The sequence below is a fragment of the Flavobacterium sp. N1736 genome (assembly GCF_025947065.1).
Classification (GTDB): domain Bacteria; phylum Bacteroidota; class Bacteroidia; order Flavobacteriales; family Flavobacteriaceae; genus Flavobacterium.
In genome coordinates this window covers 1,580,298-1,600,086 of sequence record NZ_CP109994.1, presented here as the reverse complement: position 1 = coordinate 1,600,086, position 19,789 = coordinate 1,580,298, and the positions used below count along the sequence as shown (strand labels likewise).

General features: G+C 34.7%; 22 protein-coding genes. 9 read left to right on the top strand and 13 right to left on the bottom strand.

Annotated elements, in window-relative coordinates:
• Positions 1-44 precede the first annotated feature (44 nt).
• The 7 genes from OLM54_RS06975 to OLM54_RS06945 all read right to left on the bottom strand — a co-directional run bounded on the left by OLM54_RS06975 (position 45) and on the right by OLM54_RS06945 (position 5,614).
• A complete protein-coding gene (locus tag OLM54_RS06975; protein WP_264537870.1) occupies positions 45-215 on the bottom strand; it encodes a DUF5908 family protein in 171 nt (56 codons plus the stop codon).
• Between the two features lie 8 nt (positions 216-223).
• The gene (locus OLM54_RS06970) at positions 224-694 is read right to left on the bottom strand and encodes a phage tail protein (protein ID WP_264537869.1); all 471 of its coding nucleotides are present in this window, start codon (positions 692-694) and stop codon (positions 224-226) included.
• On the bottom strand, positions 681-1,154 hold the full coding sequence (locus OLM54_RS06965; protein ID WP_264537868.1) for a phage tail protein: 474 nt from the start codon (positions 1,152-1,154) through the stop codon (positions 681-683). Before OLM54_RS06965 ends, OLM54_RS06970 begins: the two co-directional genes overlap by 14 nt.
• Positions 1,155-1,207: 53 nt before the next feature.
• Positions 1,208-2,785 (bottom strand): phage tail sheath family protein, encoded by a 1,578-nt coding sequence (locus OLM54_RS06960; RefSeq protein ID WP_264537867.1) that lies wholly within the window; start codon positions 2,783-2,785, stop codon positions 1,208-1,210.
• A 36-nt stretch (positions 2,786-2,821) separates the two neighbouring features.
• Complete coding sequence (locus OLM54_RS06955; protein ID WP_264537866.1) at positions 2,822-3,661, bottom strand: hypothetical protein; 840 nt, start codon at positions 3,659-3,661, stop codon at positions 2,822-2,824.
• On the bottom strand, positions 3,658-4,227 hold the full coding sequence (locus OLM54_RS06950; RefSeq protein WP_264537865.1) for a DUF4255 domain-containing protein: 570 nt from the start codon (positions 4,225-4,227) through the stop codon (positions 3,658-3,660). The genes OLM54_RS06955 and OLM54_RS06950 overlap by 4 nt, the downstream gene beginning before the upstream one ends.
• Before the next feature lie 520 nt (positions 4,228-4,747).
• Positions 4,748-5,614: a helix-turn-helix transcriptional regulator gene (locus tag OLM54_RS06945; protein WP_264537864.1), complete on the bottom strand. Its 867-nt coding sequence runs from the start codon at positions 5,612-5,614 to the stop codon at positions 4,748-4,750.
• A 256-nt stretch (positions 5,615-5,870) separates the two neighbouring features.
• Here OLM54_RS06945 and OLM54_RS06940 point away from each other — a divergent pair, with 256 nt between their 5' ends.
• The 7 genes from OLM54_RS06940 to OLM54_RS06910 all read left to right on the top strand — a co-directional run bounded on the left by OLM54_RS06940 (position 5,871) and on the right by OLM54_RS06910 (position 11,068).
• Entirely contained in the window at positions 5,871-6,392 is a 522-nt protein-coding gene (locus OLM54_RS06940; protein WP_264537863.1) for an RNA polymerase sigma factor, read from the top strand.
• Positions 6,393-6,438: 46 nt separating this feature from the next.
• Positions 6,439-6,648, top strand: coding sequence for a hypothetical protein (locus OLM54_RS06935; protein ID WP_264537862.1), 210 nt, complete (start codon positions 6,439-6,441; stop codon positions 6,646-6,648).
• An 11-nt stretch (positions 6,649-6,659) separates the two neighbouring features.
• Complete coding sequence (locus OLM54_RS06930) at positions 6,660-7,265, top strand: FecR family protein (protein WP_264537861.1); 606 nt, start codon at positions 6,660-6,662, stop codon at positions 7,263-7,265.
• The gene (locus OLM54_RS06925) at positions 7,214-7,501 is read left to right on the top strand and encodes a DUF4974 domain-containing protein (RefSeq protein ID WP_264537860.1); all 288 of its coding nucleotides are present in this window, start codon (positions 7,214-7,216) and stop codon (positions 7,499-7,501) included. Before OLM54_RS06930 ends, OLM54_RS06925 begins: the two co-directional genes overlap by 52 nt.
• A 101-nt stretch (positions 7,502-7,602) precedes the next feature.
• Entirely contained in the window at positions 7,603-10,221 is a 2,619-nt protein-coding gene (locus OLM54_RS06920) for a TonB-dependent receptor (RefSeq protein ID WP_264537859.1), read from the top strand.
• A 5-nt stretch (positions 10,222-10,226) separates the two neighbouring features.
• A complete protein-coding gene (locus tag OLM54_RS06915) occupies positions 10,227-10,916 on the top strand; it encodes a DUF4249 domain-containing protein (protein WP_264537858.1) in 690 nt (229 codons plus the stop codon).
• Positions 10,913-11,068, top strand: a complete 156-nt coding sequence (locus tag OLM54_RS06910; RefSeq protein ID WP_264537857.1) for a hypothetical protein — start codon at positions 10,913-10,915, stop codon at positions 11,066-11,068. The genes OLM54_RS06915 and OLM54_RS06910 overlap by 4 nt, the downstream gene beginning before the upstream one ends.
• A 47-nt stretch (positions 11,069-11,115) precedes the next feature.
• Here the strand turns inward: OLM54_RS06910 and OLM54_RS06905 are convergent, their stop codons facing one another.
• Positions 11,116-12,570 carry a hypothetical protein gene (locus OLM54_RS06905; protein WP_264537856.1) on the bottom strand — a complete coding sequence of 485 codons (1,455 nt, stop codon included), beginning with the start codon at positions 12,568-12,570 and terminating at the stop codon, positions 11,116-11,118.
• A gap of 5 nt (positions 12,571-12,575) precedes the next feature.
• Positions 12,576-14,504, bottom strand: a complete 1,929-nt coding sequence (locus tag OLM54_RS06900; RefSeq protein ID WP_264537855.1) for a hypothetical protein — start codon at positions 14,502-14,504, stop codon at positions 12,576-12,578.
• A 283-nt stretch (positions 14,505-14,787) separates the two neighbouring features.
• Here OLM54_RS06900 and OLM54_RS06895 point away from each other — a divergent pair, with 283 nt between their 5' ends.
• Positions 14,788-15,150: a BlaI/MecI/CopY family transcriptional regulator gene (locus OLM54_RS06895; protein ID WP_264537854.1), complete on the top strand. Its 363-nt coding sequence runs from the start codon at positions 14,788-14,790 to the stop codon at positions 15,148-15,150.
• Positions 15,147-17,228 carry a M56 family metallopeptidase gene (locus tag OLM54_RS06890; RefSeq protein ID WP_264537853.1) on the top strand — a complete coding sequence of 694 codons (2,082 nt, stop codon included), beginning with the start codon at positions 15,147-15,149 and terminating at the stop codon, positions 17,226-17,228. Before OLM54_RS06895 ends, OLM54_RS06890 begins: the two co-directional genes overlap by 4 nt.
• An 89-nt stretch (positions 17,229-17,317) precedes the next feature.
• Here OLM54_RS06890 and OLM54_RS06885 read toward each other — a convergent pair whose 3' ends face one another.
• From OLM54_RS06885 to OLM54_RS06870, 4 genes are read right to left on the bottom strand one after another with little or no spacing between them, the layout of a single operon-like run.
• The gene (locus OLM54_RS06885; protein WP_264537852.1) at positions 17,318-17,818 is read right to left on the bottom strand and encodes a 4'-phosphopantetheinyl transferase superfamily protein; all 501 of its coding nucleotides are present in this window, start codon (positions 17,816-17,818) and stop codon (positions 17,318-17,320) included.
• Positions 17,815-18,069 carry an acyl carrier protein gene (locus tag OLM54_RS06880; protein WP_264537851.1) on the bottom strand — a complete coding sequence of 85 codons (255 nt, stop codon included), beginning with the start codon at positions 18,067-18,069 and terminating at the stop codon, positions 17,815-17,817. Before OLM54_RS06880 ends, OLM54_RS06885 begins: the two co-directional genes overlap by 4 nt.
• A gap of 11 nt (positions 18,070-18,080) precedes the next feature.
• Positions 18,081-19,355, bottom strand: coding sequence for a beta-ketoacyl-[acyl-carrier-protein] synthase family protein (locus tag OLM54_RS06875; protein WP_264537850.1), 1,275 nt, complete (start codon positions 19,353-19,355; stop codon positions 18,081-18,083).
• Positions 19,352-19,789, bottom strand: a complete 438-nt coding sequence (locus tag OLM54_RS06870) for a 3-hydroxyacyl-ACP dehydratase FabZ family protein (RefSeq protein WP_264537849.1) — start codon at positions 19,787-19,789, stop codon at positions 19,352-19,354. The genes OLM54_RS06875 and OLM54_RS06870 overlap by 4 nt, the downstream gene beginning before the upstream one ends.

Sequence of the window (19,789 nt, the reverse complement as noted above, 5' to 3'; positions counted from 1 at the left end):
GATCACTAAAGTGAAACGCGGATAAAAACTGATTTTTTTTGTTGCTAACGTTTATAGCTATTTATTTGATTTTTTTCGGCGATTAATCTTTTGCATTCTTCCAGAACCTGTTTTCTTAAAAGCGATAATTCTTTTTCTTTCACCACAGAAGAATTCTTCGTATTTGTTGTTACGATTTCTGTTTTAATAATTAATTCTCGTATTTCTATTGGCATAATTATTTTTAAATAAAAAGTTTATCAAAATCTGTTTTTGACGAAATATCAAAATACGTGTAAGCAAGTTCAATCGTTTCAATTGCAATATTGCTTTCCTGAGAGTTTAAGTCAGAAACGGCATATTTTACCGGATAAGCATTATTAAAAGTCCATTGCATACATACAATACCATTTGCGTTAAGCAGTTTTAGTATGACATTATGCGGCTGAATTGCGTTTGATAATCCCTGATCGATACAACTCGAACACCAGTTTATCAACAACGATCCAACGGGTACAATGGCTCTTTTTAGTACTAAGTTCTGGCTGTTAGAAACAGTTGGGAGGCGGTATTTAAACCTGTTTTCGCCTCCACAAACAATTTCTTCTATACTTAATTCTTTAGAAATTCCAGATACCTCTTTGAAAGCCGCATCTACACCTGCAAACGAAAGTGTAAAATAAAAGCTAACCGGATAATCACTATTTGCCACCATTTTTTATGATGAGTTGTTCGTGTGCAATTTCTATGGTATCGACCGCAACTTCATTTCCATCTGATTTTAAATCGGTACTGGTAATTTTAGTTGGCCATGCATTATTAAGTGTCCATTGCATGGTAACGCCGCCTTTTTCGTCTAATAATTTGATAATAACTGTTCTTCTTTTAATCGTATTCATTACGACTTGCTGATGCCAGTCCCAAAAAGTATTATCATTTACAAAAATCCCTCGTTTCATAGTAATATTTCCGTATTTGGTAATACCGGGCATTTTTTCTACAGAAAAAAGCGGGCTGTTACTTTTACGATATTCTATAATTTGATTTTCGACATCCATTCCTGTAACTTCCTGAAAAGCTACTTTTGTCAATTCTGTTCCAAGGTCTACTTCGAACCTAAACTTTGGCATCGGCCATGTTGCGCCTTGTGCGCTTCCGTCATCTGGTGGTGGCATAATATTTTATTTTAAATTAAAAATTTACTTGATTTACTAGAGTATTTATTTGACTAACTAGAAGTTGCCATTTGCTGTTGAAATGTCAGTACGATAAATTCGGCAGGATGTACAACGGCTACTTTTACGGTAACATTCATAAAACCATTCAAAATATCGTCTCCCGTCATGGTCGAACCCAATCCGCAGGCTACAGAAAAAGCGTCTGAAGCACTTGCTCCCTGTAAACCGCCTTGTTTCCAGATCGAAGTAAGAAAACTGCTGATCATGGCAATTACGGCTTCCCACGTATTTTTGTCATTTGGTTGAAAAACATAAGCCTGAGCTGCCAGTTTACAAGATTGTTCCAGAAAAATCATGGTTCTTCTTACCGGAATATATCTCCAGTCCTGACTGTTTCCGTCCAGAGTTCTTGATCCCCAGATTAAAATTCCAAGTCCGTTAAATAATCGAATTGCGTTTATGGATTTACCCGAAACGGCATCGACATTTAAATTAGCCTGCTGGCTTTCAGAAATACTAATTGGCAATGAACCTGCTCCAACAATAGAGGTATTTGCCGGCGCTTGCCAAGGTCCTACAGCGTTATCGACAGTGGTAATAACTCCCGCCATTGCACCGCTTGGAGGCAAAATATTAGCGTCGCTCAATATATGTTTTAAAATGAGCCCGTAAATTGGACTTGCAATCATTAAAGCGTTGTTATTTTGCGTTACGGTCAAAGTACTGTCAGGATTTTGAATACTGGCAAGTATCGAGGCAACAGCTGCATTTGGTGCACTTGGCGGATTAATGATTGGTTCTAATTGTTTGATGTCTCCGCCAAACAGGTTCGTATAATCGATATCCGAATTTTGCATGATCGTAGTTCCAATAAATGGATAATACGCCATTCCGTAGTTTAATCCAACAGAACCTGTGTTCATTCTAAAGTTGGCAATATCCTGTGTATACAAAATTGGGTCAGGATCGTCGCCGCCAATAATATCAAATAAACACATTGCTGTTTGCATTTTTGTTGACTGTAACAGCATTTCCTGCATAAGTGTTCCGTTGTTTTCTAAGCTTAGCAAAGTAGCTTCAGGACAGATGTACATGGTTGGTTCCGGCTCATTTAGCAATAAACTAAGACCATTCGATAAGTCGTTTAACTGCACGTTTGGATTTACAAGCGGAGTTCCCGGTGTCATTGGTTTTTTTGATGCGGCACCATAACTTCCAACAGATACAATGTAAGCGTCGCCGCCGCCATTTTCGTAAAAAAGCCTCACACTATTGTACAAATAATAAACGGTGTTTGGATCTGGCACAATCGAGTAAAATGATCCGTTGATCAGCATATAATCGCCTTTTAGGGGCTGACTTTTTTGCTGTACTAAATAATATTCAGGCGTATATTGTTTACTTGGGCTCGCAGGTGCTGGAGGATCCGGTAAACAAAAGAATGCCTGAAAATCAGAGAACGATGTGATTCGTACCGGTACGTTCGTGTACGATTTTCCCTCGTAGGAGGCTTGTGGTGTGTATCCAATAAATGCCGGTACCGCTGTAGCAACTGCCACAACCGAATTTGGAAAAGCATTTAATTCCTGAATATACACACCAGGTGTTTGGATGGTAGATAAATTCATTGATTCTTAGTTTTTAATGTTCATTTTTAATTCTTTTTATAAATAGATATACATTGGTGATGTAACTTGATTTTGTTGGTTATTTTCGATTATTCCTATTCGGGAAACATCCGGAACGGGAAGTCCTTTAATCAGTATTTTGCCATTTGAATTTTTTTGCTTTGTTGCTGATGACGCACTTTTATTCAGTAAATCGAATTTGTATTTGGGTTTTTCGCTTAGCAGAATATTGGTTTCGCCCGAAGTAAACAAAAGGGACTTTTCGCCTGTTGGCAATGTTACATTTTTGGGACCGTTAAATTCTATGGATTCTTTGCCTGAAATTGTTGGGTTATTTAGCGGAACTGAATTTTTATTAATGATATAATATTGCCATTGGGTTGCTCTGGCTTCAAAATTTATTTCGAAAAGGAGGGAAGTGTTATTGCTGAGATTCTGTTTAATGTCTTCAAGATACACTTTCAAATTTCCTAAGAAAACAGGTCTTGTATTTGTTTCGAGGGTTTGGCTGAGTGTTATTGTGCCTTTGCTATTTTGGTTTTTAGAATTTTGACTTGAATACATAATTTGTCCGAGCCAATTAATAGGTAATGCAGTAAAAAATATAAAATTTGAATTGGACGTTTTTATATCAAACTCAAAATAATCCTGTGAAGCTGTTTTTGAAATATAATCTAATAATGTTGTTATTGAGGAAGTTGTATTGCAGAATAAATCGAATCCGTTTGAAACTTTATTTATTTTGAAGCCAAATTTATCCAGTAATTGCTGTGTTTTATTGGTGGGAATAAGGTGTATACAATTGCATTTGTGGTTATCAAAATAAGAATGATACACCATAACACTAAATGTCTTTATGAAATTACTGTGTATCATATCGTTACATCGTTAGTGATTTTGGTAATTCCTGCAATAATCTCTGTAGTTTCGTGAGCCTGGGCTTTTACGAGTTTCATTTTGTACATGATCGAAGGCTGATATTTTGCTCCCATTGCGGTCCATAAACTATGCATTTGGTGATAGGAAATTTTTTCATATTCAAATTCGAGTCTGGTTAAACCATCCGGAATTGAGGAAGATGTGGAAGCATCAAGATAGTTGTTTATCTGAAAAAAGTAAACAACGGCATCCAGAAATTTTAGGGATTCGTTATAATCGTCAAAATTGCTGCTGATCAGCAAATCTATATTATATCTTTCGGCAGGATTAAAACTGGAATAATTTCCGTTTTCAAGTCTTTTGTTTTGTACATAAAAAGGCTGATTGGTATCTTTTTCGACATTAATTAAGGATAATACGACTTTATTCTGGTTTACTTTTGGGAAATTTCCGTTGGTATCAATAAGATAGTTCAGGACAGTTTTGTCTTCGTCGAGCCCAAAACGGTTCTTTAAAAACTGTTCAAGCAGTTTATTCGTAAATTGTAAAGACTTGTGTATCATTTTACCTAATTCTTATTTGTTCAAACTAACCAGTGAAAGTTTAGTTTTACTGCGATGGTAAAATTACTTTAGAAATCAGTTTGTGTAAGAATTTGTGTATGTACTTTTCGTATACATTAGTTTGAAATGTTTTATTTTTTGTAGACAAAATGTATACAATTTCGTACACGACTTAAAATGGAGTTTTTTAATTTGTATATTAATATGAGAAAGGTTTTTTTGCCACAGATTAAATGATTAAAAAGATTTTTGTTTCTCGCAGATTCAGCAGATTGAGCAGATTTTTCTCATTTTGCTTGTGTCTAGAAACCCGACAGGTTTTTAAAACCTGTCGGGTTTAATAAGACGTATAGTAGGAATGTTTTTTGCCACAGATTAAAGGATTAAAAAGATTAGAAAAAAAATCAATTTAATCTGTGCCATCTGTGGCAAAAAAATAATTAGTGAAAATTAGTAAAATTCAGAAACCCGACAGGTTTTTAAAACCTGTCGGGTTTAACAGGATGAGTAGGCGAACTATTTAAGATACAGTTCTTAAATACGAGATAATATCTTGTTCTTTCTCCAGCGTTAGTTTCTTTTTTAGGCGGTATTTGTGAGTTCGAACGCTTTCCTGATTGATTCCCAAAAGATTGGTAATATCGTTATTGCTCATATTCATTTTGATATAACAGCAATATTTCAGGTCTTTGGAGCTTAGCGAAGGGTGTTTTTTTGCGAGTGACAATAAAAAGTCAGGATTTGACTGCTCAAAATAAATTTTAAAATCGTCCCAGAGTTTCTTGTCATTTGCAACTGCTTTTATAGAATTTGCGATCGACATTAATTCTCTTCTAATCGAATCATCAACGTTTGGATACAGGTAAGAAATGCGTTCTTTTACTTTTCGAAGTACTTCAACCTTTTGATCAAGTTCCATCACATAATGACTTAGCTGTTTGGTATAACTGAGATCATTTTTTTGATAAGCAGCTTCTGCAAAAGAGGGAACGGCAGGTTTTGATTCTGTTTTTTTGAGAAGAAAAATAGAACGAATTCGGGACAGTAAAAAATCGGCATTACTGATTTGATTGAAAGGATACGTAAAAACAATACAGTTTTTCGACCAGCATAATGATTCGCATTCATAACTTTGAGTTAAACATAAGATAGGAATGTCTATTCTGTTTGAATTGAATGGATTATCATTTATAATGGGCTGGTTTTTTTTAAAGCAAAGTATGATTAAATCCGGCTTTAACGAGTTTATGGCTCTGTTAAGATCAATTGCCCTTGTAACGGATACGGTCGAAAACGTAAAATCAGAAATGGCAGACAAGGAATTTAGTACGCTGGTAAGTGCCATAGTATTATCACATCCAATCAATATAGTTTTTTTCTCGAACATTTTTGCGGGCAATATTTCTTGTCGTGGTTGTATTGTTTTTTAAGGTGTTTTAAAATTACAGAATCAATTACTTTTAAAAAGAAAATATGTCACAGAACGGTTTTTTCTTGTCATGAAATTAATTTTAGAAGAAAAAATCCTGTTCTTTGCAGCTTAATATTTATTTAAGAAATGATTAAGGCGGTCTTAAACTATCAACTTTAAAATGCAATATTATTTTGAAGATTGAGTTTAGATTAATTATCATATTTACGTTATGGACAACAAAAAGTTTATATTGAGTTTAAAGAAAGGTAATGAGGCTACTTTCAAGGAAGCGTATCTAAATTACTATGATAAACTGATAAACATTGCCAAACGATTTAATTTTTCAGTTCTCACTCCGCAGGACTTTGTGCAGGAAACGTTTTTAAGATTATATAATAAAAGAGAATTGCTTAATGAGGATGTTTTGTTTGATAAACAATTGTTTGTGATCTGCAAGAATATCATCATTAATCACGTTAACCGCGAAAATAAAATAATACAGCTTGATTCTTCGCATGTTGTAATGGAGGAGGAGGAAACAGATACGGGAATTTTTGAAGAAAGAAGTCAAAAATTATATAATTTCATAAATCAGCTTCCTGAGCAGCAGCAAAAAATATTTACTTTACATAAACTGGAAAACCTTAGCTATAAGGAGATTGCAGCAATGACAGACCTTTCTGAAAAAACAATTGCCAATCATATTTATCTTGCCAGTAAATTTATTCGAAAAAAAATAGAAGATCATTAGGAACTTTTCTGTTTTCGTTTGTTATCTATAAAACGGAAACACAGAAATGAATATTGAAGCTTATAAAACAGATGTTACAACTAAGGAAGATGCAAGGTTTATTGTGGCGCTTCTTCAATTTGTTATTTCTGATTGTATCATGAATTTTGATTTAGAAGATTCAAATCGTGTTTTACGAATCGAAACCAACAGAGACATTAAAGAAATGGTGTATGGTGTTTTTAATAAGCAGGGATTTTATTGTCAGATACTTTAACGCTCCAAAACATGAATGAGAAAAAGATAGAAGAAGAATTGAAAAAAATATGGGACGAAACTCCTGTTTCACATTCTGATAGTACAAAAGAGGCTTCATGGGAAGATTTTCAATCTAAAGCCTTTGTTCCAAAAAAGAAAAATTTTAAAGTCTGGCGTTATGCAGCAGCTGCCGCCGTACTAATTTCTGCACTTGTTGGAACTGGAATTTATTTAAACAGAAGTCCGTTGCAGGATAGTATTTATCTGGCTTCAAATGTAATTGAAAATACGACTTTAAAGATAAAAACTGTTTTTCTGCCGGATAGTTCTAAGGTAGAATTAAGTCCGAATTCTAAAATTGTATATGCCAATAATTTTGAAAGTAACCGAAAAATTCAAGTTTATGGAGAAGCCTATTTCAAAGTAAAAAAAGATAAAAAACATCCTTTTCAGGTTTTTTGCAATGAAACGACAACAACGGTTTTAGGAACTTCTTTTACGGTGAAAGAATTTACTAAAAAAGGGGTGATTGTTGAACTTTTTGAAGGAAGTGTTCAGATGAGTGTAAAAGATCAACAGAAAAAATGGATACTGAACCCGGAGAAAAATTCACGTATGGCCATAATACTGCTTTAGTTGCTGATTTTAACAGGTTTATTGATTTTGATAACGAGAAACTAACCAATTTTAGCGACTACATTGAGACGAATTACGGTTACAAAATGACAATTCCGCAGGAATATATTAATCAGCGAATTACGGTTCGAATCAATAAAAAAGAAGATTTAAAAACTATTGTACAATTAATATCAGAAATGTATAACCTAAACTTTGAAATAAACGATGAATTAAAAGAAGTTACTTTTCAATAGAAAAGAAAAGGATGCACTAGCCGCGAAACTAAACATCCTCCTCATAGTCAGAATAGTAGAAAACTATTCCATTTAATAATTATTCAAAAATACAAAATTTCATGAAGCAGATAATTTCGGCATGCTTTTTTTTATTCAGTTGGTGTATGTTTTCTCAAAACGTCACTGTAACTGTAGATAAAACGGTAACCCTAAAAGAATTCTTTAAACAAATAGAAAATCAATCTGATTTTAAATTTGCTTTTACAGATCAGATTAATACAGGTCAAAAGTATTTTTCTCAAACCAATACGTATAAAAATATCGAAATCACAGCACTTATTAATGAACTTAATAAGAATACGGCGATTCAGTTTTCGATTGTTGGCAATAATATTTTCGTAAAGCAAAAAGCGTCTAAAGCTGCTGCGACTAAAAAAAAAAGTAAGTTAACCGGACAGGTTCTTGATGAAAATAAAGAGCCTGTTATTGGTGCCAATGTTTTTATTAAAGAACTACAAACGGGCGCTACGACTGACAGAAACGGAATGTTTTTGATAGAAGTAGACAAGGGAACGTATACGGTTGTAACGAGTTATGTTGGTTATAAAAACAAAGAAAAACAAATTACGGTTTCTGATGATGAAAGGATAAATTTTAACATGGATGCCGATAGCCAGCAATTAGAGCAGGTTATTGTAACAAACACGAAAGCAGTCGATGTAAGAAATACGCAAATGAGCGTTAATAAACTTACGATGGAAGAAATTAAAAAAATTCCGTCGGCAATGGGAGAGCCGGATCCTTTAAAATCGATTTTGACTTTGCCGGGAGTTACAAATGCGGGAGAACTTTCTTCTGGTTTTAATGTTCGTGGTGGTGCTGCAGATCAGAATTTGATTCTTTTAGACGGAGCGCCGGTTTATGGAGATTCTCATATGTTTGGTTTTTTCTCTGTTTTTAATGCTGATGTGATTAACGGGCTGGATTTATATAAAGGTGGTATTCCTTCTAAATTTGGCGGGAGAGTTTCTTCTGTTCTTGACGTTAGCCAGCAAACGGGAGACTTTGAAAATTATAAAGTAAACGGTGGTATTGGCTTAATATCCAGTCGTTTATTAGTGCAGGGACCGTTTGAGAAAGGAAAAGGTTCGTTTCTTATTGCGGGGCGGACTTCTTATGCGCATTTATTTTTAAAACTGGCAGACAATAGTAATTCGGCTATGTTTTATGATATTAATACCAAACTGAATTATCGTTTCAATGCCAATAATACACTTACTTTTTCGGGTTATTTAGGAAATGATGTTTTTGATATAAACGATCGTTTTTCGAGTACGTACGGAAATACTATGGGAATTTTAAACTGGAAACATGCATTTTCTGGTAAGGTAAATACGAATTTAGCGGTTTTCTACAGTGATTATAAATTTAATCTTGGCATTTCTGCAGAAAGTTTCGAGTGGAATAATACGATAAAAAGTTATGGTTTTAAATATGGATGGAATCACACGGTATCTGAAAAGCTAAAACTAAACTACGGAATCGACGGTCAGTATTATGATTTTAATCCGGGAACGGTACAGCCAACAAGTTCAGATTCGCAGTTTAATTACAAACAGTTAGATAAAAAACATGCTTTTGAAACGTCTGCTTATCTTGATTTTGAACATCAGATTACAGAGAAACTAAATCTTCGTTACGGACTTCGTTATAGTATGTTTTATCGTTTAGGAGGCGAGGAAATTAGTACTTACGAAAACGGACAGGCTGTGGTATACAATCCGTTGTATGATATTTATGAAGAAGGAACGGCAACAGGAACGATATCGTATAAAAGCGGCGAAACGATCAGTAAATTTAATAATCTGGAGCCGCGTGCCGCATTGTCGTATGCTTTTAATGATGACACATCTGTAAAGGCAAGTTATAACAGAATGGCGCAATATATTCATATTTTATCGAATACGCAGTCGCCATTGCCAATGAGTATCTGGACACCAAGCGGTCCTTTTACAAAACCACAGCTTCTGGATCAATATGCGGTCGGATATTTTAAGAATTTTAAAGATGGTGATTATTCTTTTGAAGGTGAAATGTTTTATAAGAATATCAAAAACCGAATTGATTATATAGACGGTGCAGATATTTTGGCCAATAATAATATTGAGAAAGTTATTTTAAACGGTAAAGCCAGATCGTATGGTTTGGAGTTATTATTCAGAAAAAATACTGGCAATTTTACAGGTTGGGTTTCTTATACGCTTTCGAGAGCTGAACAAAAAACGCCCGGAAGAACGCCCGAAGAACCGGGAGTTGCAAATGGTGACTGGTATTTGTCGGGATATGATAAATTGCACAATTTAAATATTGTGGGAAGTTATGTATACAATCCAAAATGGTCTTTTAATGCTAATTTTTCATTACAGTCAGGTCAGCCGGTAACGTACGCAAATAGTTATTATGAGTTTGGAGGAATCAATATTCCTAATTTTTCCCTGAGAAATGAAAACAGATTACCGCTTTTTCATCACCTGGATGTGGCGGCAACTTATACGCCAAAACCAGACAAAAAGAAAGGCTGGCAAAGCTATTGGGTATTTAGCATTTATAATATCTACAACAGAAAAAATGCCGCTTCTATGACGTTTGCAACAAACGAAGATACGGGAGCAAATGAAACCAGAAGACTTTCTATTTTTGGAATAGTTCCTGGTATTTCTTATAATTTTAAATTTTAATGAATATGCAAAGGTTTGTAAAATATAATTTTAAACATAAAGCGCTGACTTTATTTAGCCTTCTTTTGGTATTGTTTTTTTCGTCTTGTGAAGATGTCGTAACGCTTGATTTAGAAACCGGAGAAACCAGATTAGTGGTTGATGCTGAAATTATCTGGCAAAAAGGAACAACAGGCGAGGTACAGACTATAAAAATTAGTAAAACAGCTCCTTATTACAATAATACAACGCCAAAAGTTTCGGGAGCGCAGGTAAGAATTGAAAATAGTAATGGCGATGTTTTTACTTTTAATGAAACAGAACCGGGTTCTTATGTTTGTACCAATTTTGTTCCGGTCATAAACATGGATTATAAACTGTTTGTAACTGCAGAAGGACAAAGTTTTACGGCTGTAGAAAAACTGACTTCGGTAACGCCAATTGATAGAGTAGAGCAAAAGGTTGTTCCTGATTTTGGAGGTGAAGATGTGATCGAACTTACTTTTTATTATAAAGATCCGGTTGATGAAACCAATTATTATCTTACGGATTATAAAAGTGACTTTTTGATTTTTCCTGAATATGAACTTACAAAGGATGAATTATATAACGGAAATGAAATAAACACGCGATTTTCTGATGAAGATAAAATACAGCGGGAGTTATTGTTGATATTACAAACCGCGGTATTTCTAAAAACTTCTATAATTATATGAATTTACTTTTAGAGGTATATGGCGGAAGCCCGTTTTCGATTCCTCCCGGAAATATCAGGGGAAATATTGTAAATACAAGCGACGCTAATAATTATGCGTTTGGTTATTTCAGACTTTGTGAGGCTGATAAAGTTTCTTATGTGGTTAAATAAAGAGTTTTAATATTGATTTGTAATGGCATCTGGCGTAATTTTTTATGTCAGGTGCTTTTTTTATTTGAGTCATATACGGTATACTCAATATATAGCTCATTCGCTTCGACTTTGCCCGAAAGTTCGTTCCATGATTTTTTAATTTCAGGTTTATTCGAAGGATTACAATCTTTATCATATACATCATCCATTAAAAGTATTCGGTTTTTTGTCTTTTCTTTTAAACGAAGATACAGATTTGCCGCAGGCATTTTCCAGCCTTTTGCTTTGGTGATATTAGGATCTGACTTATCTACAGGAATCATTGCTACCAATTCATTATGATTCATCGCTTCAAGGCCTGCTTTAAGCGTTGCATTGTGACTGCAGTGATGTCCTACTTTATAAAGAACGGTTTTTGAAAGTAAACTATCGGCGTTAAAATTATTCGAAAGACCTTTCCATTCAATATCTTTCCATGAAAGCCAGTTTCCTGTTTGTGCATCGCCAACAAATAAAAGAACCTTGCCTGATTCGACCAGTTCAAATGCCAAAACCAAACTGGTGTTGTTGGTGTAAGTATCTAAATATAACGCCATTCTTTCAGCTTGATTTAACCAGTCTGAATCAATTTTTTGCCAATCATTTTTTTTATCATTGTAACTGCTTTTCAAAAATGCCGGATCATTTAATTCCTTTTGATATCCTTTTCCAAAAGGAAAACATTCTTCATCAGGATCAGGATTAGTATGGCGTTTTTCATCAAAATTGGTTAAGGCTTGCAAAAAACTTTTTGCTTCTTCATTTACAATATTAAGTTTAGGATCATACGAATCACCTTTTCCGGCATGAATATCAAACAATAGTTTTGTATTGCGTGGAGGTCCAAGAGCATATACTTTGACTTTTCCGCCATCAATTCCCGGCAAGTTAAATTGATTTCCGGGTTCAAGATATTTGACATTATTATCGCTCATTTTTCTTAAAACTTCCAGCCCTTCTGCCGGTATAGAGGGAGCATCTGCCTGATCAAGATAAAAACCTAATACATCTTTTATTCTATCTGTAGTCTCATCTAAAGAAAGTTTGATTTTTTCGTTTTTTTTCAGCTCCTTGTTGTTTTTTACCAATGCTTTTTTGATATTTTGGAGTGTTTGAGTTAAGTCTTTTTCCTCTCTGCCAATTCTTTCCGCACTCTCGTCTTCAGGATCATCAAGCCACGAAAGCCAGCTTTCTTTTGCTTTTAATTTCAGGAATATGTCTTTGGCATGCTTAAATCCAGAAAGGTGATCATTATGCTGATGTGTTCCTATAACAACATCTAACGATTCTCCATTTTGGTCACTAGCAATATGTTGGGCTATTTTTTTCATTCTATTAATCGATTCCTTACCATTTCTAAAAGAACCGCAATCAATTAACACAGAACTGATTTTTTGTTCTCCATCTTTAAATTTTAATAAAAAACAATCGCCTAATTCACCCACGCGGTACATTCTGACAGTTACGTTTATATCACTCATTTTACTTATAGATTATCGTTAAAATGTAATTTTGCAAAATCGATACGATTACAACTGCAACCGTCCTTATACATGGAGTCATTAAATCCAAGAGATTCCTCGATACCGGGACCTTGTTGAAACTTTAACTGCTCGAGAAATCTTCGGTTACTGCTAATTTTTTTTGTTATAATATAGTCTAAATGAAAATTATTGGCGAGGTTAAAAATTAAAGTACAGCCGCCTCTAAATTTGATTTTATTTGTCTCGTTTAAATCTATTTCCGCCTTTTGGGTTAGCGTAACAATTACCTGCTCCAAAATATTACCTTCTCTTCCCATTCTATAAGCCGGGCGTATTTTATGTACCTCAATATTTAATTTATTATTAGGTTTCATTTCTTTACCTGTATCATCTGTATAAGTTGAATGTTGAGTTGAAAGCCCCAATTTTTCTATGAATTTGTCCCACTTATCCGGACCAAGAAATTCTTGTTTTCTCATAAGAAGACCGTGCAAACTACCCTGACTATCACTATATTTATTAAATATATCTTCTCTAATACTCATCGATAAAATTTCGAGCACATCTTTTTTTACATTAGCACCAATAAAGGCAAGCGCCCTTTGTTCATCTTTACTAAAATTTAAATCCTCTGGTAAAGACCATCTAAGGCTTTCTTCTGAAAGCGTATTTATGCGTTCCGGAAAAATTCCCCAATTACGAAACGATTCTATAAATGCCACTCTGTAATTATTATCATCAGCAGGAGCAGCATCGATATCGGCTGTAATTAATGCCCTGAAATAATCTCCAAAAGTGATATCGACCGGAGGGCAATAATCTAAAGCCCGAATGGCTATGTTCAGTAAATTTCCCGAAATCTGACACAATTCCTGAGCAAGTCGTTTTGTTAAATCATTAGAAAGCTGACCAGAAGGTAAAAGTCCTGTACCATTTGACGCAATTCGTATAAGATCTTGTGTTTTAAAACTATATACCTTAATTAAAGCATCAAAAAAAGCGGCGACCAAAATTGATCCGCGTTCATGAGGCGTAGAAACACTTTTATAAAGTGAAGGATCAGGTATTTTTCGCACCCATTTACCTTTTTCATTAAATGAACCAATAGCAGTTCTCAAAGCGCCGTGGCCATGTGGCAGGGAATTTCCAAACTGAGTAGCCAAATCACCCAATATATTAAATTCGTTTAGATCGCCCTTAGAGTTTCTAAGTTGGCTTTCTACCAATTCGGTCATGGTAAAACGATGTAAAAGGGCAATTATATCAGAGAATGCTTCATGAAATGCCGCAACATCAGGATTCGTGCTTTCAAGAAATCGTGGGTGTATGCTGTCGAGTAAAGCATGTGTTACTTCATGGGTAATAATATCCGGTGAAAGACAGGTAAATACAGAACCGCCGGGAAAGTTTTTTCCATTCAATTTTTGTGAAGCCCTAAAATATCCAAAAACTAATATTTTTTTATCAGGATCATAATAAGCATTTGCATCACGAGTTCCGTGTGGGTATATTTTAATTTTTGGTACATATATTCTTTGCTGATCTAATACTCGCGGACTCCATATCACTTTTCTTCCCAGCGCTTTTTCAAAACTGTCGAGGGTTTTCATAGCAATTGTATACACAAACTGCTGATGAAACTTAGGATTTCCTTCGCTGGGCTGCAACCCATTTTGCGACAATACTTCGACACTGTTCAAATCGACATGTTCATAATAGCAATTGCTGGATGGATCGATATCAATTACTTCAAAATATTCACCATTAATATAAGGTGGAATTTCCGGATCAAGTGGTTTTTCAAGATTTTCCCAAGGAATGCGATAAGTAGTCTGATTGATATTCATTGTATCAAGCTGACTTGAAAATCCGGGATCTAAAGTGTAACCCCGAAGATAACGATACGTTAATTTTGGTATAGGCTTTGTCATAAGGGGACATGTTTAAATTTAACAATTATATTAGTTTACAAACGATGTCATTCACTTGCAATGTGTGCTGATTACTTTTTTAAAGCGAAGCACTTTTATAGCATTAAATCAAAATTATATATTTACAATCAATTGGTTACGAGTGAAAATACCTGTTTTTAAAAAGTTTTTTTCTTTTGAAATCCCACTAAAAATGCGCGCCTACTAAGAAATTAGTTAATTAACTAACGAATTAGTTTGTCTACTAATAAATTAGTAGTAACTTGCATCAAAATTTTTAAGTATGATAAAATTAGCTAAACGAGAAGAACAGATCATGCAGGTGTTTTGGGATTTGAACAAAGCCTTTATTAGGGATATAATTCCATTGTTGCCAGATCCTAAACCGCACTATAACAGTGTTGCAACAATAGTCAAGATATTAGAAGAAAAAGGATTTTTGAGTCATGAAACTGCCGGAAATATGCATTGTTTTTTTCCGGTTATCAGTAGAGAACAATACCAGAAATTTGCATTAAAAGATATCGTTAGCCAGTATTTTGATAATTCGTATCCCCGAATGCTTGCTTTTTTTGCAAAAGAACAAAAGCTTACAGAAAATGATTTGGATGAAATAGTAGACATCATTAAAAAAGGAAAAGTATGATACCTTATATTCTATACACAGCCCTTATTCTTTCAGCATGTTTTGTGTTTTATAAACTGCTGTTGCAAAAAGAAACTTTTTTCTATTTAAACAGATATGTATTGTTGATTTGTATGGTATTGGCTTTTGCATTGCCCTTAGTTCCGGTTCCTCAGCAATTATCGTTTAGAAAAGTTTCAACAGAAAAACATACTGCGGTAGTAAAAATTCCGGTTGAAAAGATAGAAACTACGCTGCTAAAAGAACAGCCTGCTAAACCAACGCTTGTTGAAGAAACTAAACAAACCATTAATATCGAATTAGTTGTACAGTGGCTGATTTATTTATATTGGTTTGGCGTAATTGTTTTTGGACTTAACTTTTTAATGCAGGCGTTACTGTTGTTTTACAGAGCGTATTCAAAATCAGTTATTCAGGATGGAAAATTCCGAATTGTTGAAATAACAGACGATAAAGCGCCTTGTTCTTTTGCAAATAATATTTTCATTAATCCTGAAAAATATGAATGGGAAACCTACAATCAGATTTTGCTGCACGAAAAAATTCATATTGAGCAAAAACACACTATTGATCTTTTGCTGGCAGAGATTGTGCTTATTTTTCAGTGGTTTAATCCTTTTGCCTGGCAATGGCGTAAAGCATTAGAAATTAATCTTGAATTTTTAACGGATGATCAAATGCTGAAACGCGACACTGTTGAAAAAGAAAGTTACCAATTTAGCCTGCTTAAAGTAGCAGCGCCACAATTTCCTTTGAGTCTTACAACTAACTATAATCAATCATTATTAAAAAAACGAATCGTTATGATGAACTCAAAAAAATCAAACATTCACACCACGTGGAAATATTTTTTCCTATTACCGCTAATGGTGTTATTTGCCTGCCTTTTTAATCAACCGGCAGCGCAAAGTCAGAATCTTACTTCCGAAAAGAAATCGGAAACACACCAAAACATTCAGGATGGAATGAAAACTGAAGGGAATTGGTTTGCCACAGTCAAAGACAATACGGTGAATATGCAATTTCAAAGCAATGAAGATAATGTTTCTTCAAACACTTTTAAGCTGAGCGATTTTAGTGATCTTCCAAAAGATAAGGAAGGAACATTTACGTTAACCCGCGAAGCCGGAACAATACATTTTACCGGAAAATTTGAAGGCAACAAAGGAATGGGAACTTATAAATTTATCGGCAATACAGCTTACAGCGCCGCAATGCGCAAAGAAGGAGTTGATATTACAGATACAGATGTTATGGTTTTCTTTATGGTGAACCTGAAACAATCGTATGTACAAATGCTCAAGAAAAACGGTTACAATAAGTTAGACAAAGACCAGCTTATTCCGCTTGCAGCTTTAGATGTAAATGAAGCTTATATTACTTCGATCAAAAAGGCTATGCAAGATATTGATTTAGAGAATTTGGTTCCTTTTCGATCATTGGGAATTGACGCCGCTTTTATTGAAGAAATTCGCAAGTCAGGATATAAAAATGTTAGTCCGGACAATATTATTGCATTAAAATCTCAGGGCATTGATGGAAAATATATCGCCGATGTCCGAAATTCTACTAATGCTGATGGCTCCAAAAATGATGATTCAGATGATGATATCATGGCGTTTAAATCTTTGAATATTGATCAGGCATTTATTGATTCCTTTAAAAAATTAGGGTATACAAATATTTCAAACAGTGATTTGATCGCGATGAAATCTCTAAATGTTACTCCTGAATATATAGAAGATTTTCAAAAAGCAGGATTTAAAAATATCAAAACAGACGATTTGATTGCTATGAAATCCTTAAATGTAACACCTGAATATGTAAACAATTTTATAAAAGCAGGATATAAGGATATAAAAGCAAACGATTTGGTGGCGATGAAATCACAGAATATCACGGCAGATTTAGTTCAGCAATATAAAGATTTGGGTTTTAATGATTTGAATCTCGATGATGTTGTTGGAGCAAAAGCAACCGGAGCGACGCCGGCCTTTATTAAATCGATGAAGGAAAAAGGACATGATTTTAAAAATCTGGATAAGTATATTGAACTAAAAGCTGTTCTAAGTAATTAAAAACAAAATAAATCAGGTTGTAAGACAAATAAAGCCCAAACCGAAAGGAATGGGCTTTTTATATTTACAAATAATACTTAATTCTCTCTTTATTGGAGCGTAACAACTTTTTCAAATCTTCCGTGATGACTTACCGAAACATCCTGAAAGGTGTTTGAAACCATATTCGATAAATAAGGAATACCATTTTTGTCTTTGATAATTCCTTTGTTTTCAATTTCAATCACATGCTGTAAATCAGATAAACTACAAACAGCAATCGTATGAATTGTTTCTTTAGAAATAACTGTTTTTGTGAAATAGACATTTTCACCACAAATTACCTGACCTGAAATAGAATTACTGAATTGCGAAGTTATATTGCAAACCAGTTTTTTAGGAATATATTCCCTGATTTTTGTCTGCCTGTTATGCACTTTATAAGCAGCTTCTTTCATGCTCCAGAGCGTCCAAACCATCATTTCAGGTTCAGCACTATTTGTTATAAGTAACTGTTCATCAATTGTAAACAGTTTTTCTATAAAACCTTTTCGCTGCCAATTACTTTCATGACGTGATTGTAGAATATCGATCACATCATTGCCTATCATTTTGCGGCGAGTTTGGTTTCTATAATTTCCACCGCAGTTTTTACATCAAGCATACGTTCCATATCCGTGTTGTCAATTACCACATCAAAAGCTTCTTCAATATCAAGCACAATGTCAACCAAATTGGCTGAATTAATACTAAGATCATTAATAAAATCAGTTTCTTCCGTAAGATTATCGTAAGCCTCTGTATTTGTTGTATAAGGTTTTATAATTTCCTTTAGTTTCGCAATAAGTTCTTCTTTATTCATATTTTAATTGGTTAGTTTTCATATTTTTTAAATACTATACAAGCGTTTACATCACCAAAACCAAAACTTGCCTTCGCGATTATTTTAGGATTTGTATATAGGGTTTTTAATGGCACTTTTGAAGTATCAATTAGTGCGGTAATTTCAGGATGAAGATCTTCGCAATTTGTGTTTCCAAACAAAAAACCTTCATGAAGCTGTAAAACCGAAGCGACACTTTCGATACTTCCCGCAGCGCTCAGACAATGTCCCGTCATACTTTTTAGAGAATTGATGTATGGAAAATTATTTCCGTTTCTGTTTAGCGCTTTTGTCCAGTTTTCGATTTCCAGACCATCCTTTGTTGTAGCCGTAAGATGTCCGTTTATAGCATCAATATCATTTGCCGAAATACCTGCATTTGCAATTGCAGCAGTAATACATCGCTGTACAGCATCGCTGTTTGGTGCCGTCATACTTCCGCTGCCACGCTGTCCGCCAGAGTTGACGTTACCGCCTAAAATTTCGGCATAAATAGTTGCACCGCGTTCCAGAGCACTTTCTAAATCTTCAATAACCAATGCTCCGGCGCCGCTTCCGGGTACAAAACCTGCGGCAGTAGCACTCATTGGGCGCGAACCTTGCTCCGGATTATCATTATAATTAGAACTGCATACGCGCAAAGCATCAAAACCGCCCCAAATATATGGACCGCTGTCGCCGGTACTTCCTGCCAGAATTCTTTTTGCCTGTCCGGACTGAATACGATCATACGCCATTATAATAGCTTCTGTACCCGTAGAACAAGCCGATGAATTGGTTGTAACCTGATTTCCAAGACCCAATTTACCGCAAAGAAAAGCACTAACACCGCTGTTCATGGTTTGAGCCACCACGGTACTGCCCAATCTTCGAACCTGTAATTCGTCTATTTTATAAATGCTTTCGCGAAATTTATCAATTCCCGAAGTTCCCGAACCAAAAATAGTTCCGTTATCCCAATCCGGTTCGTTATTGTTTTCTATTGGTAATCCGGCGTTTTTCCAGGCTTCGATACCGGCAATAACACCGTACAAAATACCCGTACTATTAAAACCGCGTAATTCAAGATCTGTAAAATACTGTGATTTAAGTTCTTCGGATATTTCCGGTTTTCCTGCTATTTGACATGAAAATTGTAATTCCTGCAATTGAGTATCATGTTTTATGCCCGATAATCCGTTTTTTAAGGCATTAGTAAACGCAGGAATCCCAACTCCGTTTGGAGCAGCAACACCCAATCCTGTTATCACAACACGTTTATTCATAATTTTGTAGTAATCATTCCGGCAACAATTCCTTTGCAGACCTCTTGTCCGGCTTCGTTTTTCATTACAACATCACATTTTAGTTTACCAAACCTGAAAAATGTTTTTTGAGAAGTTACGGTTACTTTTTCATTTGGATAAACAGGTTTTAAAAACTGAATATCGGCTGATGTAAAAGCAACTACAGTATCTTTCTTTACGTCATCCTTTAGCAAAAAAATGCCAAGGCAAACCATACCAATCTGAGCCATGGTTTCGGTTAAAATTACACCCGGCGTTACAGGATTATCTTTAAAATGACCTTTATAAAAATCTAAATCTTCCCTAAAAGTATACGTTCCTCTTGCACCATTTTCATCAACATGAAGCAATTCGTCTACAAATAAAAACGGTACGCTGTAAGGCAGCTGCGCTATAATTTCGTTCAATTCCAT